Here is a 25,044-nt window from a genome sequence, read left to right on the forward strand (position 1 = left end):
AAACCTTCCTGCCAGCGGCAGGAAGGTTTTTTGCTGAATAGCCGGAGTGGCTTATTCCTTGGTGAGGCGGATTACCTGGCGCAGCGCATCGCCGTTGGCCAGCGTGCCAGTCACCAGCACCTGGTAGGTGCCGGAAGCCAGGTCCGTCAGGCTCAAGGTTTGCAGCTGGCCGCCACCCACGCTTACCGTGCGCACTGCGCGGCCGGTAGCGTCAAGCACTAGCACCTGGTAGGTGCCTGTAGCCGGCAGGGCGCTCACGTCGAGCGTGGTTGCGTTCTGAGCTGGGTTGGGGTAGAGGCTCAGGGCTACTGTGGCCACCTTGGTGAACGACACCGTGCGGATTGGCGAGTAGCTGGCCGTGGCATCGAGGTCAACCTGGCGCAAGCGGTAGTACACTGCGCCGCTGGCACGAGCGGCAACGCTCGCGTCGGTGAACGAATAGTTGTTGCTGATGGTCGAGTTCCCCTTGGCAGCCACCTGGCCGATTTTGGTGAAGTTCGTGCCATCCAAGCTGCGCTCTACATCAAAGTAGGCGCTGTTCACTTCCGAGGCCGTAGTCCAGCTCAGCAGCGCGTCGCGGTTCTGCACGGCCTGGGCCGTGAGGGCCGTGAGTACCACTGGCAGCGGGGAGGCTCCGATGACGAAGGAAACGGTCTGCGAGGTAAGCCCACCGTTCAAGTCCAGCGTATTGATAACCACTGAGTAGCTGCCCGATTTCAAGTTCGCTGCCGTTTGCACGAACAAGCGGCCGGTTGCATCTACTGCCAAGCCAAGGCCTGCCAGCGTCGTGATTTCGGGGCGCGCCGGGTCACCGGTAAATGTGCCAGCGCTAGCACTCTTTATGCCGTTTGAGACAGTCCCCGACTGAAGTGAACCATCCGTTTGATACACGGCCGCCGAGGTTGCGTCATACACTGCGCCGTTAGCATCCGTGGTGTAGGCAATGATATTGCCGTTTGCATAGATACCGTTGCCGCTACCACCACCTTTAAGCGGAGTTTTTGTGTAAGATGCCGCAGGGGCGTCGACCTCCACCGGAAGCGTGTAGCTCACTGCTGGCGAAACGTTGCTGGCAGCGTCGGTAACCGTGTAAGTGAAGGACGCATTGCCCACAAACCCATTCGCAGCCGTGGTGTTGCTCACATTGATAGCTGCGTTGTTGACCGGCTTGAACTTGAGCGTATTGGCTTGTGCTACAGTCAATTGCTTACCAACTGTCACCGGGCTATAGGTGCCAGTAGTAGTGCCATCGTTGCTGAAATACAGTATGCCTTGCGCATCACTCGGAATCGCGGTAACAGTGTAGGGAGTTGTTGCGAACGCGTTTTCGGGGTCAGAACCATTCAGCGGCGAGATGAGCACACCGGTTGCACTGCCAGCCACTTCGTTTGACATCGGGCTCTGGAGGCTGTTCACTACGGCGTAGGCCAGCGGTGCCTGGTTAGTCACTGTGGTAGCAGTAGAGGTAGCGGCACCGTTCAGGTTTGCCGAGTTGTTGCCCGTGTTGCTCTCACCGGTTACGGTTACGTTGGCCGTCACCGTGGCACCGCCCGCAGGCTGCACGATGGTGAAGCTATTAGCTACCGCGCCGTTGGCGCCAGCGGCCTGGCCAGCCGGAATCGTCCAGGTGATGGTATTGGCACCGCTCGAATACACGCCACCGTTCGTAATGCTGCCGGACGTGGGCACTACGCCGGTGGGCAGCGTTACCGTTTGCGTGGTCGTGTTGGTCGTTACCGAAGGGCCGTTGTTGGTCGTGGTCACCACGTAGGTGAGGTTGCTGCCAACTGGGGCCGAAGCCGGACCGCTGAGGCTCGTCACCTCATCAAACGATGGGGTAATGGTTACGGGGGCGCTCTGCACGTCGTTGGCGCGGGCGGCCGTAGTATTCGGCTCGCTCGTGTTCGAGGTGGTAGCCGCTACTGCTACCACGGGACCGTTGGCCGGGGCCGTCACGTTCACGAGGTAGCTCACGTTGTTGCCCACACCAGCAGCCTGGCTGGCGATAGTCGGGAAAGTAACCAAGCCCGTCTGGGGGTTATACACCGCGCCAGTAGTGGAGAAGGTGATAAGCCCGTTGTTCAGCGTACCGGTCTGGTTGGCCACCGTGATGGTAGCCACCGTGAGGCCAGGATTCAGCTGTAAGGTGGGAACCACGTTCACAGCCGGGTCGGTGCCCAGGTTGCCATACGTCGCGGTGAAGGCAATCGTGGAGCCCGGCGTTGCCGTGCCAGACCCTGCCGTTACGCTCGCCGTAATGTCGGCCGAAGTCGTAGTGGTGGGGGCCACGCTGGTAGCCACGCTCGCCGTGTTGTTGCCCGGCGTGGGGTCCGTCACACCCGAGGTAGCCGAGGCTACACCGGTGGTTTGGCCGCCCGTAGCGCTAGGCATCACAAACGTCACGTAGTTGGTCGTGGTCGTGCCGGGGGCCTGGCTGGCCAGGGTGTTGAACGTTACCAAGCCGCTGGTCGGGTTATACGAGCCGTTCGGTACGCTTACCGTAGTCAGGTTTTGGGCCAGCTGCAAGGTCGTCACCGTGTTGGTGGCGGTCGAAGGGCCGTTGTTGGTCGTAGTAACCGAGTAGGTAACCGGGCTGCCTACCACTGCCGTAGCCGGGCCGGCTACCGTGGTAGCCAGGTCGGCGCTAGCCGTCATGGTAGTGGTAGTGCTGGCGTTGTTGTTCGTCAATACCGCATCGGCGCTGCTCGAACTCACGCTGCTCCGCACCACCAAGGTCTGCGCCGGGGCCACAAACGTGATGTTGTACACCTGGCTGGCACCGTTCAGGACGGTGGCCTGCGTGGGGAAGGTCACGAGGCCGGTAGTGGTGCTGTAGCTCGCGCCAGTCACCACGGTGCCCGTAGCGTCGGTGATAACAACCGTGCTCGCGGTGAGGCCAGCGGGTAGCTGCGCTATCCCGGTTACGTTGGTAGCCGTCATCGGACCGTTGTTGACGAAGGTAGCCGTGTAAGTAACCGGCTGACCCACCAGGGCCGAAGCAGGCCCAGTGATGGTCGTAGCCAGGTCCGTCGATTGCAGCAGCGTAACGCCTACCGAAGCCACGTTGTCGGCGGCAATCGGGTCAGTGTTGGTCGTGCTTACGGTGGCCGTTGCCAGTAGCTGGCCGTTGTTGCCAGTGCTGGCTGGGGCGTTGAACGTGATGGTATTGCTCACACTCGTGCCGCTGGCGCTGCCGTTGGCTCCGTCGGTCAGGGCCGGGAAGGTTACGATACCCGTCGTGCTGTTATAGATACCGCCGTTGGAGCTGGTTACCCCCGTGAGGCCGGGCAGCAGCAGCACCGTCTGAATCACGCCGGTGGCCTGGTTGGGGCCGTTGTTGCCCGTTACTACGGTCAGCGTAATGGGGCTGCCTATCGTGGTCGAGGGTACCGACGAGGTGATGGTTGTGTAAGCATTGGCCGTGCCGGCCACTGGTGTTGCTACCGTCACGTTCGTGGCGCTGGCAGCACCATTGAGGTAGGCCGTATTGTTGGCCGTATTCGTTTCGCCGGTGCCCGCAGTGGTTAATTTGGCTATGGGCGAGTACGCCGAAGCCGGCTGCGAGAAGCTCACCGAGTTGGCCACGGTCTGGCCGTTGGGCAGGCTGCCGAGGGTGGGGAATACCACCTGACCGGGCTGCACGTTCGTGTAGGTCACGCCGTTAACCGTGATGTCCTTGGCCGCTGCGGTGCCGTTGTAGGCCCCACCGTTGCTCACGTACACGTTGGCCAGGCCCTGCGGCAGCGATACGGTCTGCACCGCGTTAGGTGCGGCGCTCGGGCCGTTGTTGGTCGTCATCACGGCCAGGGTTATCAGGTCGCCGGCCACAGCTGAAGCAGGGCCGCTGATAGTCGTTGCCAGGTCGAAGGCCGGGTTGATGTTGATAGTCGCGCTGGCCGTGTTGTTGGCCTGCTTACCTGCTTCGTTGGACGTCGTCGAAATGAACGAAGTAGCCACTACCGGGCCGTTAACCGGCGCGTCGAAGGCAATGCCGGAAGTGATGGTACCGCCGCTCGGGATGGAAGTAGCGCCCGAATAGGTTACTACCCCCGTCGTGGTGTTGTACGAGCCACTCACGCCATTCGCTCCGTTGGGGAACGAGACCACTACTCCCGTGAGCCCGCTGGGCAGCTGCACCCTGCCGGTCACGCCATCGGCCGTTACCGGACCGTTGTTGGTAAAGGTCACGGTAAACTTGGCCGGGTTAGTGGCCGTGGCCAACGTGCCGGCTGCTACTGGTGTCGTGTTAGCCACTAGGGTTGTGGCTACGTCGGCCACCGGGGCCACCGTTGCCGTGATGGTTGAGAAGTCGGGGGAGGTGTTGATGCCCTGCGAAGTCATGGTCGTTACGTTGCTGGTAACAGCCAGGCTGCCCGTAGCCGTAGTGGCGGGGGTAAAGCTGAACGTAAACGCGTTGCTGGCACCGCTGGCTAAGGTGGTAGCCGTGCCAAAGTCAATCACATTGGGCGCGGTGGCGGCAGGCGTGTAAGCCACCCCGTTCACCAGGATGTTGGTAGCGCCGGCGGGCAGCGTTACGGTGCGCATTACGGCCGAGGCCACGTTTGGGCCTTCGTTGGTGAATGAAGCCGTATAGGTACCCGTGCTCTGGCCCGGCACTACCGTGGCGGGGCCAGTCAGGGCCGTCGTCACGTCGGCCACCTGGCTCACCGGAATGGTGTAGGTAGCCGGGCCGTTGGTCACGGTGCCGCCGTTGTTGTTGGTCGTGCTCGTGATGCCGTTGGCATCAGTGGTGGTGTAGGTGAAGCTCACCGAACCACCCGTGTAGCCCGCTACCGGCGTGTACGTCAGCAGAGCCGGGTTGGCAATTTGGGTCGTGGCGATGTTGGCCGTAGTCAGGGCTATGCCATTGTAAGTGAGGGTGCCCGAAGCGGGCAGGCTCGCCACCGTGTAGTAGGCAATGCTATTGGCCGTGCCGTTCGAGAGGGTGCCATTGGCCGTGCCGCTCAGGTTGGGGTTCAGCACCGTGGCACCGTTGGTGTTCGGGATGCTCACGTTGGTGAGTGTATTCGGCACGGGGGCCGTATTCACTGGTGCTTTGGCCGAAAATTCGGATGTGCCGGCTGTGCTCAGCGTGGCCGTAGCCGTGACGCCATTCGCGGTCAGGGCCGAGAGCTGGGCAGCCGTCAGGGTGCTGATGTCCAGGTTAAACGTATAGGCCCGGGCCGTATTGGAGTTGTCGGTTCCTTGGTTCAGACCGTTGATGGTGCCCGAATAGTTCAGGGTAGTGGTCGCCGTGTTCAGGTCGCCGGTGCCGTTTTCCACGCCGCCGCCCAGGTAAGTCTGGCCTTCGCCAAAGTTGCCGGTGTCGGCATCGCGCAGGAAGAACTCGGCCGTAACACCCGGCTTTGCGTAGCCTTTCACTACGAGCGTATTGCCCACGATGGTAGCCGATACGATAATCGGGTAGTCGATACCCTTGTTAGGTATTGCCGTAGTGGCCGCGGCTGTATTGCTGCCATCGTTCAGGGTTACCCCGTCGCCATCGCCATAGTCGGCCGCGCCGGTCGCATTACCCGAGGCCACGTAGTAGTTGGCGTTGTTGATGAGGTCGATGCCTAAACCGCCATTGCCGTTAGTGTTGTTCTGGCTGATGGTTATGTTCTGCTGGCCGTAGCCCACCACGATGCCTGCCGACTGCGAGTTCGTGATTACGTTCTTGCTGATAACGTCGGCCTGGCTGCCGCGCTTGGTGCCATCACGCTGCAGGTACACGATACCGCCCCCTTCCACGCTGGAAACCACGGCCCCGGCGTCGCCAACCGTCCCGGAATTAGTGATAGTGTTGTTGGTGATGGTCGTGGCTGAAGTAGTGCCAATCTCAAACTGAAGCGCGCTGGAGTTCTGGTTAGTGAAGAAGTTGTTAGCCACGTTGGCCGGGCCCGACAGCGCCCCGTCGCCGAAGGTGATGCCGTCGCCACCACCTTGGGTAAAGCCGTTCTTCACAAAGAAGTTGCTCACAAACTGGCTGGTGCCAGCCGTGCCCGTGCCGTTGCGCACATTCATGCCCGAGAAGCCATTATAAGCCACTAGCGAGTTCTGAACCGTGCCCACGCCGGCATTGCTATTCACGTAGATGCCATAGCCAGCACTGGTATTGGTAGCGGGCCGTGCGCCATCGGACGTAGCACCTATCAGGGCGTTTTCGAGCACGTAGCCGGAAGAGGCCGTCGTATTGCCCACCAGCACCGTCTGGTTCGAGCCGCCGTGAGCAGCCAGGCCGCGCAGGGTGAGGTTGGCCGCTTCCAGGTCAATAACGGTTGCCGCCGACCCGCTGATTTCTACCTCCGGCTGTTGTATCCCGCCAAGGGCAACATTGTCAACCCCCACCGTGGTAGCGGTGGCGTTGGTGGCCGTTCCGGCGTTGGTATTGCCAATGTTGAACGTCTGGGTAGTGCCGTCGATAACGGTGTTGGCAGCGTTCGCGCCCGTTAGCGTCAGGGCAGTAGTCGTGTTAATCACGGCCACGCCGTTGGTCAGGCCGCTGGCCAGGCCCGAACGCTGACCGGCTACCGCCGAGCCCGAGGGAATCATGAAGATGCTCGTTTCCTGCCCGGTAGGCAGGGTCACCGTGGTGCCAGCTGCGTTTACGCGCGAGCCGCGCTGGGCTAGCGCAGCTTCGCCACCCAGTGCGTTGGCATTCAGCACAAACTGGCGCAGCGAGCCCTGGCCCGTGTCGTTCGTGTTGACAACGGCATCAAAGTTGAAGCCAAAGTCAATGTTCGCCGCGTTGGCCGTCCCGAGGTTCACCGTAGCGAGGCTTTGGGCGGCCGTGGTGCCGTTGGTAGGCGTCAGGGTGCTCAGGTTGGCGCTGGTGGTGTTGGCGGCTGCGTCAGTCAGATTAGGGGCTTCGCCGCCCACGCGGTCGGTGGTGCCGTTGAAGGTCTGCACGCCCAGCAGGGCGGCGGTCGAGCCCGTCCGGGTCGAGCGCACCGTCGTGTTCACTACGCGGGTAATGTAGGAAGTGCTACCCGGCAGGTTAGCGAACGTGTACTGACCAAGTGAGCCAGCCGTAGTGCTGGTAGTGGTGCTGGCAACGAAAGCGCCCGTCGTGGCATTATACAATTCTACGGTAGCAGCGGTGGCAGGTGTGCCGGCCGTGCCCACGCCCACCGCCGAGTTGGCCGTTACGGCGTTGGCCGTGGTAATACTGCGGCCCAGGCCGCCGCCGTAGTTGACATCCTCGAACACCGTGCCGCTGATGCTGTAGGGCAGCGAGGCAATGGTGGTCACGCTGGCGTTAGCCAATGAGCCGTTGTTGTTAGCCAGCGTTGGGTCGGGTGCCGAACTGCCGGCTGTGGTCGAACCATTGCCCGCAGTGGGCACGCTTACCACCCCGGTCACGTTCGTGCTAGGCATGGTGAAGGTGATGTTGCGGGTAACCGAGGCATCAGCAGCCAGGTTGGGGATGGTCGCGAGCGTCAGCAGGCCCGACGAGGCTACGTAGGTGCCGCCGGTTACATTGGTCAGGTTCTGAGCCAACTGCACGGTGGGCCGCACGCTGGTTACCTGGTCGTCGCCGTTGTTGGTAACGGTGGCAACATAGGTCACTGTTGAGCCGATTATGGCCGCGGTAGGGCCTGCCAGCGTGGTAGCCACGTCGGCCTGGGCGCACCACGAAATTTCCTCAATGCCGAGGGTCTGCAGGCGGGTAGTGGTACCTTGGTAGGTATTCAGGTTGCGGAACGTCAGGCGCACCGATTTCACGGGCTGCGAGAAGGTAATGGTCACGTCGCCAGCTAGGTTAGGAGCTGTGGTCGTGCCATTCAGCGCTGTGCCCCGGACAACGTCGTGCGTCAGTCCATCAATGGTTTGGCCGGCTACGAAGGCGTTGGTATTATTCGTGCCGAGCGCAACATCAGCGGCTGTCAGCGGCACCCGTGTGGTGCCGTCGGCCCGTAGGGCGTACAGCCCGAACTCATCGGTGTAATCACTGCCACCGCCAAGGCCACCGGGGCTGGCCAGCGTACCCTTGTCAATATCCTGTACTCTAAACTTAAGGTTCGACACTTCCCGGGTGAACGTAAGCGTCACCGTAGCCCGCATCGGGGTATTAAGGTTGTTGCTGCCGTTGTTAGCAGTTGTATTCGCAAAATTCAGGGTGCTGTTATTCTGGCGCCAAATCAGGGCCCGGCCATCAATCTGGGCAGCATAAGTGCTGCTCAGTGTGTAGATATCGTTGGTTGTTGCTCCGGTAGCACCACTGAGATAGCTGCCAGCGGTGAAAGAAGTGCCCGATATCGTTTCGGTAGCCGTTCGCTTTTCCACATCTGTGGTTCCGGCATCGTTCCGATAGGAAAGGGTACTGGTCTGATTGCAAGTCTGGGCCAATGCTACGCGTGGCGGCCCAAAGGCCGCACAGGCAAGCAAGAAGAGTAATGATTGTAAGGATGGTTTCATAAAGCCAAGTGGCAAGCTTAAAATGAAGGGAAGGTTAAAAAGCAAAAAAAATGAAGAAGCAATGAGAAGACTGCTTTAGTAAGTAAGCAGGTTTCAATGTGAAAAAAGCACGATTAGGAGTATCACAAAATTACTGTTGCTTCAGCCACTTACAAAAGCCTTTCGCCAAACGGTAACATTTGCTCGCTGAACGGTGAACGCCTATTAACTCGACAGTTACTGCTGAGTACGAAGTTGATAACGTCCCCGGATTTGCTATGCGAATAAAATATGCTTGCTAAAGGCACTTTTTTTCTCAGTTATGAATCATGATTAATTCAGGCACTGAACTCACGAAAAGGCACTAGTGATGCCGGGAATGCAGGGCTGAACGTTCTGCATTTTAATAGAAAAGTAATATATTTTATAAAATAAAGCATGTATTTAGCTTATGGGTTAAGTAAGCTTTTAGGGGGCACCGCGGCTGGCTTAGGGTAGCATCTGGTTATTGCAAATGTTCAAGTTGGGTTTTAGGTGGGGGCAGCAGGACACGTTATTTGAAAATAAGATTATGGCGGGATGAAGGCTTTGTGAATGGTAAGCGCATAAAAATGAGGCGCTTGGCACTTTTAATTTATTGCCTATGTTTGGGTCTTGGATTAAAATAGTTCTTTTAAATCTCAATCACATGCAATTCTTCTCCTGGCTATTGAGTGGACTGCTCCTTGCCGCTGGCCCGGCCACAGCACTGGCCGGCGACACCCCCCCCAAGCTGGCGCGCCCGGCTGCTGCGTCGCCCGCGCTGGCCGCCGAGTTTGTGCAGGCCTGCAACCAGCACCTCGACCTTACAGATGCGCAGCGCACGGGCCTGCGCACGTACCTGGAGCAGGAGATTAATTACATGAACGTGCAGGCCGCCAACCACTCGGCAGTCGAAGTAGCCGAGCTGATTCCCGCCGAGCGGGCCCAATTACAGGCCGTGGCGGGGCACCTGCTGTCGCCGGGGCAGCTGCGGCAGTTCCGCGAGCTGGAGGCCACGCCTCCTATGAAGGCCTACCTCAAGCAGATGTCGCTGGGCGAGTGATTATTTACTATAAGTGCTTGTTAAGCAATAAATTAAAAAAGGCGGCCACCCAACTTGGGTGGCCGCCTTTTTTAGTGGTATAAGATGCTAGCGTAACCGGGCTAGTAAGCCGGGCCGCGCCCGCTAGCCTCCACCAGCGCCCGCACAGGCTCGTTGAAGCCCACGGCCTCCACCAGCTCTTCGAGGGGCAGGTGCAGGCGGTATTTCCAGAAGTGCTGGGGGTTACTGGGCACGTTGATTTGCTCGTCGTGCGGGTTGGGGCGGCGCAGGTGGGTATCCATCCCCAGGAAATCCTGGAGCGGAAACACAGCCCACATGGCCGGCGATTGCAGGTGCTGATTCAGCACCTCGCGCACCACCCAGGGCTCGCAATAGTAGGGGGCCAGCTGGCGCCAGTGACCCAGCGTGGTTTCAAAATAGCGCTGGGTGCGCACGTGGTCCTCCTCCCACCAGCCGCGCAGGGTGCTCATGTCGTGGCTGCCGGTGGTCACGACCGACAGGTAGGGCGCGTCGGCGGGGTGGCCAAACTCGGTGGCGGGGTTACTGGGCATCCGCTGGATGTTAAGGCCCAGAATACCCAGCTGATGCATCACGCCGGGCACCGAGGCGGGCACCATGCCCAGGTCTTCGCCACAAATGAGCATGTTAGTAGCGTAGCGCACGGCGGGTAGCTTAATGAGCCCCTGCTCGCGCCAAAACTCCTCGTGGCGGCGAAAGAAATAGTCCACGTAAATGTCGTCGTAGAGGCGGCGGCGGCTCTCGTCGTCAGCCAGCTCGGCAAAGCTCGCGGTCTTGTTCAGGGTGATGCGCGGGTGGTAGAAGTCGTTGCCGGCGGGCAAGAAAAGTACCTCATTCACAAAGTGATACAAACCCGGCCGCACGCGCAGCAAGAACTCCTCGCGGTCAGGCTGGGCGGCGATTTGCTCGTTCACATAAGCCTCAAGCTGGCGCTGGCTGGCTACCTGCGGCTTGAGCTGAATGGCCCCGTACTGGTCGGCGGTCATAAACTCATCGAACACGGCCTGGGCATCGGCCCCGAAGGTGCGCTCCAGCAGGTGCCAACGGATGTAGGGCTCGCAGAGCCGGCCGTAATCAAACCAGCCCAGGCGGCGCTGAATCTCGGTGCGGTGCAGGGGCAGGGCGGGGGCAAAGTGGCCCAGCAGGCCCTCGACCGAGTTTTCGGGCATTTCCCAGATGCGGAAAAAGCCCAGGATGTGGTCGATGCGCAGGGCGTCGAAATAGCGGGCCAGGTGGCCCAGGCGCTCGCGCCACCACTGGTAGTTGTCCTGGGCCATGCGGGCCCAGTTGTAGGTAGGGAAGCGCCAGTTTTGGCCACTGGTAGAAAAATCGTCCGGTGGGGCGCCGGCCTGCTGGTCCATGTGGTAAAGCTCGGGCTGCGTCCAGGCATCCACCGAGTGGCGGTAGATACCGATGGGCAGGTCGCCCTTCAGCACCACGCCCTTAGTGCGGCCATAGTCCACGGCGGCGCGCAGCTGCTGGTCGAGGTGAAACTGCGTGAAGAAGTGCAAGCCAAACTCGTCGAAGTCGGCGGCTTTTTCACTGGTGAGGGCCTCCAGGTGGGCAGGAGTCTGAAACTCCGCGGGCCACTCACTGAAATCGGCGGTGCCGAAGCGCTCGCGCAGCGCCGAAAACGCCGCGTAGGGCACCAGCCAGCCGGCCTGCTCGGCCTTAAACCGCTGAAAGGCGGGGTCGGCCAAAAACTGCTTTTTCTCCTGCTTATACAACAGCTTGAGAAACTTCCACTTGGCGTTCATCACGGCTTCGTAGTCCACGAAGTCCTTGGCGTTCAGCTCGGTGCGCAGCTGGGTGAGCTCGGCGCGGGCGGCCTTGTCTTTGAGCTCGGCAATGCCGCCGAGGTGCAGGTACTGCGGGTGCAGCGCAAACACCGAAATGGCGGCGTAGGGATACGAATCGACCCAGGTGTGGGTAGCCGTGGTGTCGTTGATGGGCAGAATCTGCACCATGTTCAGGCTCGTTTGCTCGGCCCAATCGATGAGTAGCTTCAGGTCCGAGAACTCGCCCACGCCAAGGCCCTGCTCACTGCGCAGCGAGAACACGGGCATGGCCACGCCAGCCCCGCGCCAGGGCTGGGCCGCGTAGCCAAAGCCCTCGTCAGCGAGCACGGTGAGGGTGCCGGGCTGGGCGGCGTGGGCGGGCAACGTGCGGTCGTCGCCGGTTTCGAGCTGCACCACGGTGCGGGTTTGGGCATCCCAAAAGCCGTATTTGTAGCGCAGCTTCTGGTCAGGGTTTTGTAGGGTTAGCTCGGCCTGCCAGGCGGGGTAGGCGGCATCCGAGAGCAGCAGCGGGTTGGTATTATCCCAGTTGCCAAGGGCGGCATCCGAGCCCAGCACGCATACCTGGTGGTGCGGGTCTACGCGCGGGGCTTCGAGGTGAAAGCGCACGGCGGCGGCTGGCGCGGCCGCGGTCTTTTTGGCTTTGGCAGGCGCTTTTTTGGTAGTGGCGGCGGAGCTGGCCGCCGGGGCCGGCCGCCGAAACAGCGCCTTGGTGAAGGCAGCCGTAAATAACTCATTATCAGCCTGCGCGGGAGCGCGCCAGAAGTCGCGCACCGCCAGGTGGGCCGGGGCTGCGCCGGTGGGCAGGGCCAGGGTGCGGTTGTCGCCCCACTCCCACACCACGCCGCCGCCTTCCATCAGCAGCACGTACTTATAGGTGATGGGGGCGGCCGCTACTTCCACTGCGGCGCTCCAGCGGGTGGTGGCTTCGTCGTAGGTAAGGGGCAGGGCGTGGGCCAGCTGCCAGAGGCCCAGGCTGGGCAAAGAGCCGCAAACCACCAGGCGCTGGCCGTAGGTGGTGCGGTAGGGCAGAGAGAAATGCAGAGTCATGCAGGCAGGCAAATTACAGCCCGCAAGATACTGCCCCGTTGCCCCGCAAAGCCCGCCGGGCCAACGGTGGGCCGGCCTTCGCCGTAAGGGGCTTCCTGCCTGCCTGCTCGTCGTCGGGCTGCCAGCCGCTTACTGTCTTTTCTTTCTTCCCGCCATGCGCACCTTTTTACTCAGCCTGCTCTTGGGCAGCAGCCTCAGCGCCGTAGCCGCGCCGCCCGGCTACCACTCGCCCCGGCGTTTTCTCACGCCCAAGGGGCAGCCGTATCACCGCCCGCGCATGCGCGTCAATTTTGGCCTGAACGTGGCTTATTACAACGGTGACCTGACCAACAGGCTGACTGACAATAAACTACGCGTAGGCCTCAATGCCGGCCTGGCCCAAACGCTCAGCCCGCACCTCACCTTTGCCCTCGACCTTAGCTACTTTCACCTGCGGGCCAAGGACATATTTCCGAGTCGGGACCTTGCTTTTTCCAGCGATAACGGCCTGCTGGCCGCGCGCCTGCAATACAACCTGTTTGCCGACAAAAGCCTGTACCTGGGCCTTCGGCACCAGGAAATGCCGGTGCTGGTGTACGTAGAGGCCGGGGCTGGGGCCCTGCTTTATAACCCCGCGGCCAGCCAATATGGCCTGCCGCTGCTGCCCGAATCCGGCAATAGCTACCCCGGCCTGGCGGCCGTGCTGCCAGTGGGCGGCGGCGTTACGCTGCGCGCCGCCCCGCGCCTGGCACTCACGCTGGAAGGCCTCTACTACTTCACAAGCACTGACTTGCTCGACGACGTGCACCGCCGGGCCAGTGGCGACGCACTTGATTCGTTCGCCACGCTCACGTTTAAGGTAGAGTATACGTTGGGTAAAAAGCACCCTAAGCCGTTAGTGCAGAATGACTAGTGTAGGAATGTGGGGTAAGCTTTAGCTTGCCGTACTGTAACAACGGTAACACGGCAAGCTAAAGCTTACCCCACATTCCTACACTACTTTTTGCTCAAATAATCGGCGGCCAGGGTGGCCAACGTCTTCACGCCCAGCGGGAAGGCGCTTTCCTCGACCCGGAAGCCAGCGGTGTGGTGGTCGGCTACGTTGGCGGGGTCGGCGCCGGGGGCCATGCCACCCAGGAAGAAGAACAGGCCGGGGATTTTTTCCTGGTAGCAGGCAAAATCCTCGGCCCCGGTTACGGCCTTTATCTCACGCACGTTATCGGTGCCCGCCGCGCGTTGCAGGGTGGGTAGCATCTGGGTGGTAAGGGCGGGGTCGTTGAATGTAACGGGCACGTAGGGCTCGATGCCAACCTCGGCGGTGGCCCCGTTGGCGGCCGCAATGCCGGCGGCCGTGCGCCGGATGGCCGCCCAAATGCGCTGCTGCGTTTCGGGGCTGAATGCCCGAATGGTGCCGCTGAGCGTGGCATCGGGCGGAATAACGTTGTAGCGCACGCCGGCCTGCACGGTGCCCACGGTTACCACGGCGGCATCCTGGGTCAGGTCTACCTGCCGGCTCACAATGGTTTGGAGCGCCGTGATGATTTCGGCGGCCGTCACTACCGGGTCCACGCTGGCCCAGGGCTTGGCCCCGTGCGCGCCCTTGCCAATCACTTTTATGCTAAAGCGGTCGGAGCTAGCCATTTCGCCGCGCGGCCGGTACGTAAGCTGCCCCACCGGCGTGGAGGCCCAGATGTGCAGCCCGAAAATGGCATCGACCTTGGGCTTGTCCAGCACGCCCTCCTGCACCATGAGCTTGGCCCCGCCTACTACGCCCGGTAGCGAACCCTCCTCGGCGGGCTGAAAAATGAACTTGACGGTGCCGGGCAGGTCCTTCTTCACTTGGCTGAGTACTTCGGCCGCGCCCAGTAGCATGGCCACGTGGGTGTCGTGGCCGCAGGCGTGCATCACGCCCACGGGCTGGCCCAGGTAGGTGCCCTTCACTACGCTGGCGAAGGGCAGGCCGCTGGTTTCGGTGAGGGGCAGGCCGTCCATGTCGGCGCGCAGGGCTACCACGCGGCCGGGCTTGCCGCCGCGCAAAATGCCCACTACGCCGGTGCGGCCCACGCCGGTTTGCACTTCCAGGCCCCAGCTTTTGAGCTGCGTGGCAATGAGCTGGGCGGTGCGGGTTTCCTCGTTGCCCAGCTCGGGGTGCTCGTGAATGTCGCGCCGCCAAGCCACTACTTTGCTTTGCTCGGCGGCGGCCAGGGTGGCAATGCGGGCGTCGAGGGCCGCGTTTTGGGCCTGCGCCGCGGAGGTGGCCAGGCTGAGGCCCAGGCCAATGGCGAAGGCGTTGGTAGCGATTTTCATGGCGGCCAAGATACTGCGTAGCCTCCATGCCCCAACCCACCGGGAACACGCGCCGGACCGCCGGGTGTTACGGCCAGGTTACGAACTATCATTCGGGCGGGCTTAATTTTGCCGGCTAAGCAAAGCCTCTTCTATATTCTGTTGTGCGCCATGCGTGTTCTGCCATCTTCCACTTCCCCTACCTGCTCCGAACCCGCCGCTGCTACGGTAGTAGCTGCGTCGTCGGCCGGCTGGGAGGCCTGGGTGCAGGCATGGGCGCGGCCGGCGTTTCGCTGGAGCTGGCTGATATTGTTGGTATTTCTATTTGGGATACTAGTGCCCATTACGCCGGGCTTTTTTCAGGCCATTGAGCAGCGCAGTGGCGCAGTACTCGCCGACCCACTGCTGCACCTGCTGCCGCACCACAACGTAGCCATGCCCGTGTTTGTGCTTATGTATGGGGGCGTGCTGGTGGCCGTGGGCTGGCTCACGCGCCACCCGCAGCTGTTCTTGCGGGGGTTGTGGGGCTACGCGCTGCTGCTGCTGCTGCGCATGGCCAGCATCTGGCTGGTGCCGCTGCTGCCGCCGCTTGACATGGTGCCCATGCCAGACCCCTTTACGGCCACGCTTTTCCACACGGGGGCCGGCATAACTAAAGACTTGTTTTTTTCGGGGCACACGGGCACGGTAGCCATTCTGGCGCTGGCCGTGCGCGGCCGGTGGCTGCGGCCCGCGCTGGCGCTGGTGGCGCTGCTCATTGGGGTGCTGGTGCTGGTGCAACGCGTGCATTACAGCTGCGATGTACTAGCTGCACCGCTCTTCGCCTGGTTTGCCTACTGGCTGGCGGGGTTGCTCACGGGGCCGGCCATCCGGCCGCTGGCAGACTAGCACTTGCTTGGCAGCTTGCGCAAAAGCCGTGCGCAGACCAGGCGGCCCGGCCAACGACCACTTGCTGGCGTCATCTATAGCAGGTGCTTGTGCTTATACTACCCCGCCTTGTCACCCATGGGGCTGGCGGCCGCCACTTCGCCGCGCAGCGGGTCGGCCAGGTCGGTGCCCTTCCAGCTGCCGCGCAGGTACCAGAGCAGCGCCAGCGTGGCGGCCAGCACGTTGGCCACCACAAACGACCACCACAGCCCCCGGAAGCCCAGCGCCGTGTGCTGCGACAGGTACCACGCCACCGGAAACTGGAAGACCCACACGCCGATAATGGTTAACATCATGGCCGACAGCGTGTTGCCCGAGCCACGCAGCGCACCCGATACCGACTGCTGCGCCCCCGTGAAGCACAAGCTGAACACGGCAATGCGCACAAACTCCACGGCGTCGGTGGTGACGGCCGGGTCGCCCTTCAGGAAAAAGCTTACCAGCGGGCGCGCCGCCAGGTAGCCCGCTATGCCCACCAGCAGCAGCCCCCCAAAGCTGATGGCGATGGCGTAGTTGGCGGTGCGGGTGGCCCGGCCGATGTTGCGGGCCCCGATATTCTGGGCTACCAGCGTGGAGCAGGCCAGCGAAATGCCCAGCGCCGGAATGATGCCCAGCGCCAGAATGCGCGACCCAATGCCGTAGGTGGCCAGGATGGTAGTGCCAAACGCGGCCGCCAGCACCGTCATCATCGACAAGCCCAGGGCGCGGGCCGACAGGTCGATGCTGGAAGGCACGCCCAGCTTAAATGCCCGCAGCATGAGGGCAAAATCGGGCTTGAAATCCTTGAAGCTGAGCTGAATACCCGACTTTCCGCGCAGTAGCACTACTATGCCGATAACCATCGACAGCGCCTGCGTGCTGATGGTAGCCACGGCCGCCCCCGCCACCCCAAACGCCGGCACCGGACCCCAGCCGTAGATGAACAGCGGGTCCAGCACGAAATTGAGCGTCAGCGTGGCAATGTTGATGTAGAGCGGAATGCGCACCTCGCCCACGCCCCGCATCAGGGCCTGAAACATGAGGAAGCCAAAATTGAACGCCAGCCCCAGAAACAGGGTGCGCTGGAACTGGTCGGCCTGCGTAAAAATGTCGGGCCCCACCCCAATGAGCCGCAAGATGAGTGGCGAGGCCACGTGCGCCACCACCGTGAGTACCAGCGCCAGCACCGTTTCGAGCACCAGCGTTTGGGCCGCAATGTGGTTGACCATTTGAAGGTTGCGGGCTCCGAAGTTTTGGGCCACCAGCACCGAGCCGGCCACCGAAAACCCCGAGCCCAGAGCCAGCAGCAAAAAATTGACCGGAAAGCTCACTGCCACCGCCGCCACCGCGCTGGCTCCCAGCCGGCCCACCCAATACGCATCGACCAGCTGATAGCCAGTTTGCAGCAGGTTGCCAAATACGATGGGCAGCGCCAGCGTAAGCAGCGCTTTCAGAATGGGGCCTTGGGTGAGGTTGGGACGGGCCTGGGCGGCGGTAGGAGACATAGGCCGGTATTACGGGCGCCAGGGTGCTTAGGCTGCCCCTGGCACCGGGCCGGGCCAAAGCCTGGGTAACTGGCCCGGTAGCCTAACTGCCAGAAAACTATTGCTGCCAAAAAAAGTACGGCTTAGCTTATATAAAAATAATGCGTAAAATAGTGTCATTCAGGTAGTAAATGGGCAACGCCAGGGCCTTGCTACGCCGTATAGACGGGTGTTTTCACTCCTCAATTTTCCTTTTCCCATGGCTGAGCAAGTTGCAGTAACCCACGAAGTAGACAAACTGCTGAAAAAAATTAAAGAGGTGAAGTACGCCACCCTCACCACCCTCGATGCGCAGGGCCGCTTCCATGGCCGGCCCATGTACACCTGTGAGCCAGGCAACGACGGGGGCCTGTGGTTTTTTGCGGAGAAGGACTCGCAGAAAATCAGCGAAATCAACGCCAACAACCAGGTTGGGCTGGGGTATTCGGACCCAGACGCCGCTACCTACGTCACCATTGCCGGCACGGCCACGGTGGTAGCCGACAAGCAGAAAATCAAGGAGTTGTGGCGCGAAGATTTCCGCGGCTTCTTCCCCAAGGGCAGCGACGACCCCAACATTACCCTGCTCAAGGTAGAAATTGAGAACGGCGAGTACTGGGATTCGCCCAGCAACTTGTTTGTGCGCGCCTTTGCCTACGCCAAGGCCGTAACTACCGGCGAAAAGCACCAGCCCACCCCCGACGAGCAAGCCAAGGTGCAGCCCTAGCTTAGCCTGGGCCACTACCCAAAAAAGCGCCGCCAGCCCCATTGGGCTGGCGGCTTCTTTGTGCACGCCACCGCGGTCCGGAGCGCCCGAAAACTCGGCGTTAACCCGGTTCTTCGCGTACGTACTAGCTGTACCCAGCGCACATGGGCGGGGTCGGAAACCCAACCGGCCGCCCACGCTGGCCCGTTGAAAATTAGTAATAACCTGAACTATATGAACGAGCTTATTGAATTACGTCATCTACAAAGTGCTGATTATGAAGCTGTAAAAATAGCCATGCTGCAAGCCTATCCCCAAATGGGGAGCTACTGGCAGCGCGAGCAACTGGCCCGGCTAGTGGCCATTTTCCCGGAGGGCCAGTTTGTGATAACCGTGAACGACGAGGTGGTGGCGGCTGCCCTCTCGCTCATCATTGACCACGCCAAGCTAGCCAACGAGCACACTTTTCAGCAGGTAACGGGCGACTACACCTTCTCGACCCACGACCCGGCCGGCGACACGCTCTACGGCATTGAGGTGTTTGTGGTGCCAGCTATGCGCGGGCGACGCCTGGCACGCCGCCTCTACGATGCCCGCAAGGAACTGTGCGAGCGCCTCAACCTGCGGGCTATCAACTTTGGGGCGCGCATTGCGGGCTACCACGCCTACCAGGATACGCTGTCGCCCAAGGAGTACGTGCGCCAAGTGAAGGACCGGGTTATCGTGGACCTGGCCCTCAACTTCCAGCTGGCCAATGACTTCCACCCGGTGCGGGTGCTGCGCAACTACCTGCCCGGCGACGAGGCCAGCGGCGACTACGCCCTACTCATGGAGTGGGACAATATGCTGTATGACACCCGCCCCACGCCCGCCGTGGCCCAGAAAACGCAGGTGCGCCTGGGCCTCGTGCAGTGGCAAATGCGCCTCTACGACGGCCTGGAGGACATGTTTCAGCAAGTAGAGTACTTCGTGGATGCGCTGGCCGCCTACCGCGCCGACTTTGCGCTCTTTCCGGAGCTGTTCCACGGCCCGCTGATGGCGGAGACGAACGAGCTTGCCGAAATCGACGCCATTCGCAAGCTGAGTCAGTTTTCGGACGAAATTCTGGCCCGCTTCACCAAGCTGGCCGTGCAGTACCACATCAACATCATCACCGGCTCGATGCCCGTGGTAGGCGACGATGGCCAACTGCTGAACGTGGGCTACCTCTGCCGCCGCAACGGCTCGGTGGAGCGCTACGAGAAAATCCACGTCACGCCCAATGAGGCCAAGTACTGGGCCCTGCGCGGCGGCACCCGCCTCCAAACGTTCGATACCGACTGCGGGCCCATTGGCGTGCTCATCTGCTACGATGCGGAGTTTCCGGAGCTGGCCCGCCTGCTCGCCGACCAGGGCATGAACATCCTGTTTATCCCGTTCCTCACCGATACCCAAACGGCTTACTCGCGGGTGCGGCACTGCGCCCAGGCCCGCGCCATCGAGAACGAGTGCTACGTGGCCATGGCCGGCTCAGTGGGTAACCTGCCCAGGGTCAAGAACATGGATATCCAGTATGCGCAGTCGGCAGTGCTCACGCCCTGCGACTTCGCCTTTCCCAACACCGGCGTAAAAAGCGAGGCCACGCCCAACACGGAGATGATACTGGTGACCGACGTGGACCTGACCATCCTGGACCGCCTGCGCCACAGCGGCAGCGTGCAAAACCTGCGCAACCGCCGCCACGACGTGTACCAGCTGAGCGCCGCCGAGCTGATGCCCAAGCATTAAGCCCCGGTTTTCAATTTCCCTTTATACTCCTAACTCTCCCTCCCTATGGCAGGTAAACTCACGGGCAAAGTTGCCCTCATCACCGGCGCGAGCGCTGGTATTGGCGCGGCCTGCGCCCGCGCCCTGGCCGCCGAAGGCGCCCAGCTCATTCTCACTGCCCGTCGCGAAGAGCGCCTCAACGAGCTGGCCGATGAGCTGGCGGCCCACGCGCCCCGGCCCATTATCGTGCTCGGCGATGCCCGCGACGAAGACACCGCCCGCCGCGCCGTGCAGGCCGCCCTCGATGGTCCCGGCCGCCTCGATATTCTGCTCAACAACACCGGCACCGGCAACTACAAAAACCTGGTGGACACCAGCGCCGAGGAGTACGACGACATGATGGACACCAACATGCGCTCGACGTTCCTGTTCACGCGCCACGCCACGCCGGTGCTCATCCAGCAAAAGTCGGGTACCATTCTCATGCTCTCGTCGATGGCTGGCATCTACGGCTTTGCCGGCGAGGCAGTGTATTGCGCCACCAAATTTGCCCAAATTGGCTTTGCCCAGGCCCTGGATAAGGAGCTGCGCCCGCACGGCATCAAGGTGGGGGCTATTTGCCCCGGCGGCGTCAAAACCGAATTTGCCCTGGGCCGGGGCCGCACCGAGCAAAGCGTAGCCGACTCCGACATGCTGGAGCCCGAAGACGTGGCGGGTGCCGTGCTACTGGCCTGCACGCAGTCGCCCGGCTCGCGCATCATCGAAATTCAAATGCGCACCATGGCCGAAGGCCTCACCTAGCGCCAACCGCTTTTGGGTGTTAATGCCCAAAAAGGAGGGGCAGAACCTAACCAGTTGTTGGTCAGGCTCTGCCCCTCCTTTTTGTGGATGACGCTATACCTGCGCCATGCCTCCATCCACAAATAGCTCGATACCAGTTACATAGCTGCTATCATCCGAAGCCAGGAAGACCACGGCTTTGGCAATCTCATCAGCTTCGCCCAGGCGGTTCATGGGTACTACGCTCACCATCTGCGCTTTAAACTGCACGGCCTGCTCGGGCGTACCAGCCACCGTGTTGAGGCCGGGGGTTTCGATGGGGCCGGGGCTCACGGCATTCACCCGAATGCGGCGCGCCTTGAGGTCGGTGGTGAGGGTGCGGGCCAGCGAGCGGATGGCCGCTTTGGTGGCGCTGTAAATACTGCCGCTTTCGCTGCCCTTCGAGGCCACGATGGAGGCCATCAGCACGATGGCCGCGCCGTCGGGTAGCAGCGGCAGCGCCTTCTGCACCGTGAATACAGTGCCCTTCACGTTGATGTCGAATTGCCGGTCGTAGTGGTCCTCCGTTACGGCCTCAATGGGCCGAAACTCGGCGATACCCGCGTTGGCAAACAGCACATCCAAGTGCCCTTTTTGCTCCTTGATAGCGGCAAATACTCGGTCGAGGTCGGCCAGGTTACTTACGTCGCCTTGCACGCCCACGGCGCTGGTGCCGAGCAGCTGCACCGCCGCATCCAGCTCGGCCTGCCGCCGCCCGGTGATGAATACAAACGCGCCTTCGGCTACAAAGCGCTGGGCCGTGGCCAGGCCAATGCCGGTGGTGCCGCCAGTGATGAGGGCGATTTTGCCGGCGAGTTTTTGAGAAGTTGTCATGGTTGAAATGGGTTATTTTTGGTTGGTTTCGGTAAGGAACTGTTAATAGTTACTCCTGGTTACTAAAGCCAATCATTTCTCCCCACAAACTGGTTACCTTGTCGTAACCAACGGCCCTATTGCCCCCGCTACCACCATGAGAGACGCTGCTTTTGGAACCTCCACCTGCTCGATAACCCGCACCATGGGCGTGCTCGGCGGCAAGTGGAAGCCCATTATTATTGCCCACTTGGCCCGCCGCCTGCGTTTTGGGCAGCTGGCCCAGCGTATTCCGCTCATCTCGCGCAAGGTGCTTACCGAGCAGCTCAAGGAGCTGGAAGAAGACGGCATTGTGCAGCGCGAGGCCTTCGCCGAGGTGCCGCCCCGCGTCGAGTATTCGCTCACCGAGCGTGGGGCGCTGCTGCTGCCCATCCTCGACCAGCTGTGCAGCTGGCACAGCGCCGGCGCGCCGCCCGAGGCCGGGGGTTGCCCGCTGGGGATATAACCCGCGCCGGCCAAACGGGGTACACTTAGGCGTACCTACCTGGCCCGCGCCGGGGTTCCTCCCTATGATAAAGCACACCTATGACATGGGCGTGGTCGGCAACTGCGCCTTCCTCGGTCTCATTGGCACCGACACCGCCGTACGCTGGCTCTGCTGGCCGCGCTTCGATAGCAGCTTCGTATTCGGTAGCCTGCTCGACGAGCAGAAGGGCGGCGAGTGCAGCCTGCGCCCCGTGGCCGCCGGGTTTACGAGCCACCAATACTACGTGCCGAACACCAACGTGCTGTGCACCGAGATAACCACGGCCGACGGCAGCTACCGTGTCACCGACTTTGCCCCGCGCTTCCTGCAATATGAGCGCTACTACAAGCCGCTTATGTTCATTCGCAAGGTGGAGCCGCTCAGTGGCACGCCGCGCATTCGGGCGGCCGTGCGGCCCGTGGCCCAGTACGGCGAGCAGGAGCTCACGCGCCGCCGCAGCTCCAATCACATTGCGTTTTTGGGTATGGAGGAGGAAATTCGCCTCACTACCAACATCCCGCTCACCTACGTGCTTGATGAGGAGGACTTTGTGCTCAACGAAACCAAGTACCTCGTCCTTACCTACGGCGCACCGCTAGAGGCCGCCCTGGAGGCCACGGCCGAGCGCTTCCTCACCAGCACCATCGCCTACTGGCGCAGCTGGGTGAAGAGCACCAGCATAGGCAACTTCCACCAGGAGCAGGTGATACGGTCGGCGCTGGCCCTCAAAATTCACCAATACGAAGACACCGGCGCCATCATCGCGGCCAGCACCACCAGCCTGCCCGAAGCCCCCGGCAGCACCCGCAACTGGGATTACCGCTTCTGCTGGATGCGCGATACCTACTACATCCTCACGGCCTTCAACAACATTGGCCACTCCGAGGAAATGGAACGCTACTTCCACTTCATCGCCAATATCTCTACCAAAACCAAGGACAAGTTTCAGCCGCTCTACGGAATTGGGGGCAAAACCGACCTCATCGAGGAGGAGTTACCGCTGGCCGGCTACCTCGGCAACCAGCCTGTGCGCATCGGCAACGATGCCTACACGCACATCCAGAACGACGTGTACGGCCAGGTGCTGGTGGCGCTACTGCCGCTCTATGTCGATGCCCGCTTCCGCGACCCTGCCCGCGCCACGCCCCTGGCGCTGGTGGAGGAGTCGCTGCGCCTCATCGAGGCCACCATGGACCAGCCCGACGCCGGCCTCTGGGAGTTTCGGCACATTGCCCAGCGCCACTGCTACACCTACCTGTTTCACTGGGCCGGCAGCCACGCCGCCATTCAGGTAGCCAAGTCATTGGGCAATAGGGAGTTGGAAGAAAAGGCGCAGCGCCTGCTTCAGGTGTCGGAAGCCCATATCGAGCAGTGCTTCGATGCCGAGCGCGGGTCGTACTCCAACGCCATCGGCTCTAAAGACCTGGATGCCAGCACGATTCAGCTCATTACCATGGGCTACCTCGACCCCAACTCCGAGCGCACCAAGCACCACTTGGTAGAGCTGGAAAAGGAGCTGAAAACCCCCGAAGGCCTCTTCTACCGCTACCGCCACGAAGACGACTTCGGCACGCCCGAAACTACCTTCCTCATCTGCTCTTTCTGGTACGTGGAGGCCCTGGCCTGCGTGGGCCGCCTCGACGAAGCCATCGCCGAGTTCGAGCAACTCATCACCTACGCCAACCACCTCGGCTTGCTGAGCGAAGACGTGGACGCTAAAACCGGTTCGCAGTGGGGCAATTTCCCGCAGGCCTACAGCCACGTGGGCCTCGTCAACGCCGCCTACCGCATCAGCAAAAAGCTCGACAAGCCCAATTTCGTGAGCTAGCACGTTCAGCGGCTTCTGCGAAAACTTCAGCGCCCTCTGCGGGAACCCACCATTGGGTACTCGCAGAGGGCGTTTTTTATGTAAAATGCTGAACGATAATTGATTGACTACTTAGCGCTGTCAAATTTAGCGGGGGCCGGGTTATCATCGCGGTGCAGGGTTTCGCGGATGAAGCCCTGGCGCAGGTGCTCATAAAGCGAATGCGGGTCTACCAGCGAGGCCACGGCCTGGGCCAGCAGCGCCCCAATCAGCAGCTGAAAAATGGCCGAGTGCCGGTCCGTCATTTCCAGCACCAGAATGGCAGCCGTGAACGGCGAGCGCACCACGCCCGTGAGAAAACCCACCATGCTCACCAAGATGATGAGGTTGCGGTCGGCCACGGCCACGCCGGCTAGTCGGGCCACGCCGTCGCCGAGCAGCGCGCCCGCGCTCAGTGAGGTGGCAAACACGCCGCCCGCCCCGCCGCTGCTGTAGCTCAGGGCCATGCCCGCAAAGCGCACCGGAAACAGGTAGCCCGGCGTGAGGCCGTTGTTCTGAAACAGCAGCCGGTTGATGATGGGCTTGCCGGTGCCCACGCCATCGGGCCCCACCACGTAGGCCAGTGCCGCCAGCGCCAGCCCGCAGCCCACTACCCAGCCGGCCTGGGTTAGCGGCGTGGCAAAGCGCTTGCGGTAAGCATTCACCCAGAGTAAGGTTTTAGCAAAAAAGGCGCCCGCCAGGCCGCAGGCCACGGCCGCCACCATCACCAGCACCTGGTACCAGCCGGCGGGGGAGGTCACCTTCGGAAAACCTAGGTACAGGTACGAGCCCAGAAACTGCTGGGCCGTGAGCCCGGCAATAATCACGGCGCTAAACACGGCCATGCGGAAGCGCGACAGATGTATCTGCGTTAGCTCTTCCACCACAAATACGATGCCGCCCAGCGGGGTATTAAAGGCCGCCGCCAGGCCGGCCGCCCCACCCGTCACCAAGGCAATCTGGCGCGAAAGCTGCGGCCAGCCCGCCGGCTGCAAGCGGTTGATGGCCCGAAAAATGGCCGCCGAAACCTGAATCGTTGGCCCCTCGCGCCCAATAACGCCGCCGCCCAGCAGCAGCACTACGCTGCTCACCACCTTCACACTGGCCACCCGCAAGCTTAGCAAGTACGCCGTGTAGCGGTGCTGGGCGGGGTTGGAAAGCTCAATGCCGGCCATCACCTGCGGAATGCCGCTGCCCCGCGCCGCCGGCGCCAGCCACTGCACCAGCGCCCACGACCCCAAAAAGGCCAGCGGCGTGAGGCCAAAGGCCAGCAGCGGCTCGCGGCGCAGCCAGGCAAAGCTCACTTCCTCGGCCCAGCCAAAAAGCTTTTCGTAGCCCACGGCCACCAGCCCGGTCAGCAGCGAGGCAATCCAGAAGGGAAAGCTTTGCAGGATAAGCCGGCGTACCCGCGCCGTGTACAAGGGCTGGATGAAAACGTGGTCGAGCCAAGCCAGTGCGCGGGCGTAGCGGGAAGGAGAATCGGGCATAGGCTCGTAAAGGTGCGGCAAACGAAAGGTGCGAGCCACCGCGGAAGTCGCCGCGGGGCAAT

General features: G+C 61.7%; 14 protein-coding genes. 8 read left to right on the plus strand and 6 right to left on the minus strand.

Annotated features, from left to right (window positions below):
• Nucleotides 1–51: 51 nt before the first annotated feature.
• The gene (locus tag ACYVGC_RS15945) at nucleotides 52–8,286 is read right to left on the minus strand and encodes a T9SS type A sorting domain-containing protein (RefSeq protein ID WP_460584838.1); all 8,235 of its coding nucleotides are present in this window, start codon (nucleotides 8,284–8,286) and stop codon (nucleotides 52–54) included.
• Nucleotides 8,287–9,085: 799 nt separating this feature from the next.
• On the opposite strand from ACYVGC_RS15945, the gene ACYVGC_RS15950 reads away from it, so the two are divergent.
• Entirely contained in the window at nucleotides 9,086–9,481 is a 396-nt protein-coding gene (locus tag ACYVGC_RS15950; protein ID WP_460584839.1) for a hypothetical protein, read from the plus strand.
• A 101-nt stretch (nucleotides 9,482–9,582) separates the two neighbouring features.
• Here ACYVGC_RS15950 and ACYVGC_RS15955 read toward each other — a convergent pair whose 3' ends face one another.
• Complete coding sequence (locus ACYVGC_RS15955; protein ID WP_460584840.1) at nucleotides 9,583–12,345, minus strand: 4-alpha-glucanotransferase; 2,763 nt, start codon at nucleotides 12,343–12,345, stop codon at nucleotides 9,583–9,585.
• A gap of 154 nt (nucleotides 12,346–12,499) precedes the next feature.
• Here ACYVGC_RS15955 and ACYVGC_RS15960 point away from each other — a divergent pair, with 154 nt between their 5' ends.
• The gene (locus ACYVGC_RS15960) at nucleotides 12,500–13,237 is read left to right on the plus strand and encodes a hypothetical protein (RefSeq protein WP_460584841.1); all 738 of its coding nucleotides are present in this window, start codon (nucleotides 12,500–12,502) and stop codon (nucleotides 13,235–13,237) included.
• An 83-nt stretch (nucleotides 13,238–13,320) separates the two neighbouring features.
• Here the strand turns inward: ACYVGC_RS15960 and ACYVGC_RS15965 are convergent, their stop codons facing one another.
• Nucleotides 13,321–14,631, minus strand: coding sequence for an amidohydrolase (locus tag ACYVGC_RS15965; RefSeq protein ID WP_460584842.1), 1,311 nt, complete (start codon nucleotides 14,629–14,631; stop codon nucleotides 13,321–13,323).
• A gap of 150 nt (nucleotides 14,632–14,781) precedes the next feature.
• Here ACYVGC_RS15965 and ACYVGC_RS15970 point away from each other — a divergent pair, with 150 nt between their 5' ends.
• On the plus strand, nucleotides 14,782–15,498 hold the full coding sequence (locus tag ACYVGC_RS15970) for a phosphatase PAP2-related protein (RefSeq protein ID WP_460584843.1): 717 nt from the start codon (nucleotides 14,782–14,784) through the stop codon (nucleotides 15,496–15,498).
• Nucleotides 15,499–15,596: 98 nt separating this feature from the next.
• Here the strand turns inward: ACYVGC_RS15970 and ACYVGC_RS15975 are convergent, their stop codons facing one another.
• Nucleotides 15,597–17,021 carry an MATE family efflux transporter gene (locus tag ACYVGC_RS15975; RefSeq protein WP_460584844.1) on the minus strand — a complete coding sequence of 475 codons (1,425 nt, stop codon included), beginning with the start codon at nucleotides 17,019–17,021 and terminating at the stop codon, nucleotides 15,597–15,599.
• Nucleotides 17,022–17,259: 238 nt separating this feature from the next.
• On the opposite strand from ACYVGC_RS15975, the gene ACYVGC_RS15980 reads away from it, so the two are divergent.
• The 3 genes from ACYVGC_RS15980 (at nucleotide 17,260) to ACYVGC_RS15990 (ending at nucleotide 20,292) form a co-directional block, all read left to right on the plus strand.
• Nucleotides 17,260–17,766, plus strand: coding sequence for a pyridoxamine 5'-phosphate oxidase family protein (locus ACYVGC_RS15980; RefSeq protein ID WP_460584845.1), 507 nt, complete (start codon nucleotides 17,260–17,262; stop codon nucleotides 17,764–17,766).
• A gap of 213 nt (nucleotides 17,767–17,979) precedes the next feature.
• Nucleotides 17,980–19,512: a GNAT family N-acetyltransferase gene (locus ACYVGC_RS15985; RefSeq protein WP_460584846.1), complete on the plus strand. Its 1,533-nt coding sequence runs from the start codon at nucleotides 17,980–17,982 to the stop codon at nucleotides 19,510–19,512.
• A 45-nt stretch (nucleotides 19,513–19,557) separates the two neighbouring features.
• On the plus strand, nucleotides 19,558–20,292 hold the full coding sequence (locus ACYVGC_RS15990) for an SDR family oxidoreductase (protein WP_460584847.1): 735 nt from the start codon (nucleotides 19,558–19,560) through the stop codon (nucleotides 20,290–20,292).
• A gap of 93 nt (nucleotides 20,293–20,385) precedes the next feature.
• On the opposite strand, the gene ACYVGC_RS15995 is transcribed toward ACYVGC_RS15990, so the two are convergent.
• Entirely contained in the window at nucleotides 20,386–21,144 is a 759-nt protein-coding gene (locus ACYVGC_RS15995; protein WP_460584848.1) for an SDR family oxidoreductase, read from the minus strand.
• Nucleotides 21,145–21,280: 136 nt separating this feature from the next.
• On the opposite strand from ACYVGC_RS15995, the gene ACYVGC_RS16000 reads away from it, so the two are divergent.
• Together ACYVGC_RS16000 and ACYVGC_RS16005 are read left to right on the plus strand one after the other, a co-directional pair.
• Nucleotides 21,281–21,628: a winged helix-turn-helix transcriptional regulator gene (locus ACYVGC_RS16000; RefSeq protein WP_460584849.1), complete on the plus strand. Its 348-nt coding sequence runs from the start codon at nucleotides 21,281–21,283 to the stop codon at nucleotides 21,626–21,628.
• Nucleotides 21,629–21,692: 64 nt separating this feature from the next.
• Entirely contained in the window at nucleotides 21,693–23,477 is a 1,785-nt protein-coding gene (locus tag ACYVGC_RS16005) for a glycoside hydrolase family 15 protein (protein ID WP_460584850.1), read from the plus strand.
• Between the two features lie 107 nt (nucleotides 23,478–23,584).
• Here the strand turns inward: ACYVGC_RS16005 and ACYVGC_RS16010 are convergent, their stop codons facing one another.
• Nucleotides 23,585–24,982, minus strand: coding sequence for a chloride channel protein (locus ACYVGC_RS16010; RefSeq protein ID WP_460584851.1), 1,398 nt, complete (start codon nucleotides 24,980–24,982; stop codon nucleotides 23,585–23,587).
• Nucleotides 24,983–25,044 lie beyond the last annotated feature (62 nt).

Source organism: Hymenobacter arcticus (assembly GCF_054779975.1).

What these genes read in the sequence shown, in the direction of transcription:
- ACYVGC_RS15965 (WP_460584842.1), bottom strand. Translation starts at nt 14,631, where the DNA reads ATGAAAATCGCTACCAACGCCTTCGCCATTGGCCTGGGCCTCAGCCTG.
- ACYVGC_RS16010 (WP_460584851.1), bottom strand. Translation starts at nt 24,982, where the DNA reads ATGCCCGATTCTCCTTCCCGCTACGCCCGCGCACTGGCTTGGCTCGAC.
- ACYVGC_RS15980 (WP_460584845.1), top strand. Translation starts at nt 17,260, where the DNA reads ATGGCTGAGCAAGTTGCAGTAACCCACGAAGTAGACAAACTGCTGAAA.
- ACYVGC_RS15985 (WP_460584846.1), top strand. Translation starts at nt 17,980, where the DNA reads ATGAACGAGCTTATTGAATTACGTCATCTACAAAGTGCTGATTATGAA.
- ACYVGC_RS15975 (WP_460584844.1), bottom strand. Translation starts at nt 17,021, where the DNA reads ATGTCTCCTACCGCCGCCCAGGCCCGTCCCAACCTCACCCAAGGCCCC.
- ACYVGC_RS15970 (WP_460584843.1), top strand. Translation starts at nt 14,782, where the DNA reads ATGCGTGTTCTGCCATCTTCCACTTCCCCTACCTGCTCCGAACCCGCC.
- ACYVGC_RS15995 (WP_460584848.1), bottom strand. Translation starts at nt 21,144, where the DNA reads ATGACAACTTCTCAAAAACTCGCCGGCAAAATCGCCCTCATCACTGGC.
- ACYVGC_RS16000 (WP_460584849.1), top strand. Translation starts at nt 21,281, where the DNA reads ATGAGAGACGCTGCTTTTGGAACCTCCACCTGCTCGATAACCCGCACC.
- ACYVGC_RS15955 (WP_460584840.1), bottom strand. Translation starts at nt 12,345, where the DNA reads ATGACTCTGCATTTCTCTCTGCCCTACCGCACCACCTACGGCCAGCGC.
- ACYVGC_RS15990 (WP_460584847.1), top strand. Translation starts at nt 19,558, where the DNA reads ATGGCAGGTAAACTCACGGGCAAAGTTGCCCTCATCACCGGCGCGAGC.
- ACYVGC_RS16005 (WP_460584850.1), top strand. Translation starts at nt 21,693, where the DNA reads ATGATAAAGCACACCTATGACATGGGCGTGGTCGGCAACTGCGCCTTC.
- ACYVGC_RS15950 (WP_460584839.1), top strand. Translation starts at nt 9,086, where the DNA reads ATGCAATTCTTCTCCTGGCTATTGAGTGGACTGCTCCTTGCCGCTGGC.
- ACYVGC_RS15960 (WP_460584841.1), top strand. Translation starts at nt 12,500, where the DNA reads ATGCGCACCTTTTTACTCAGCCTGCTCTTGGGCAGCAGCCTCAGCGCC.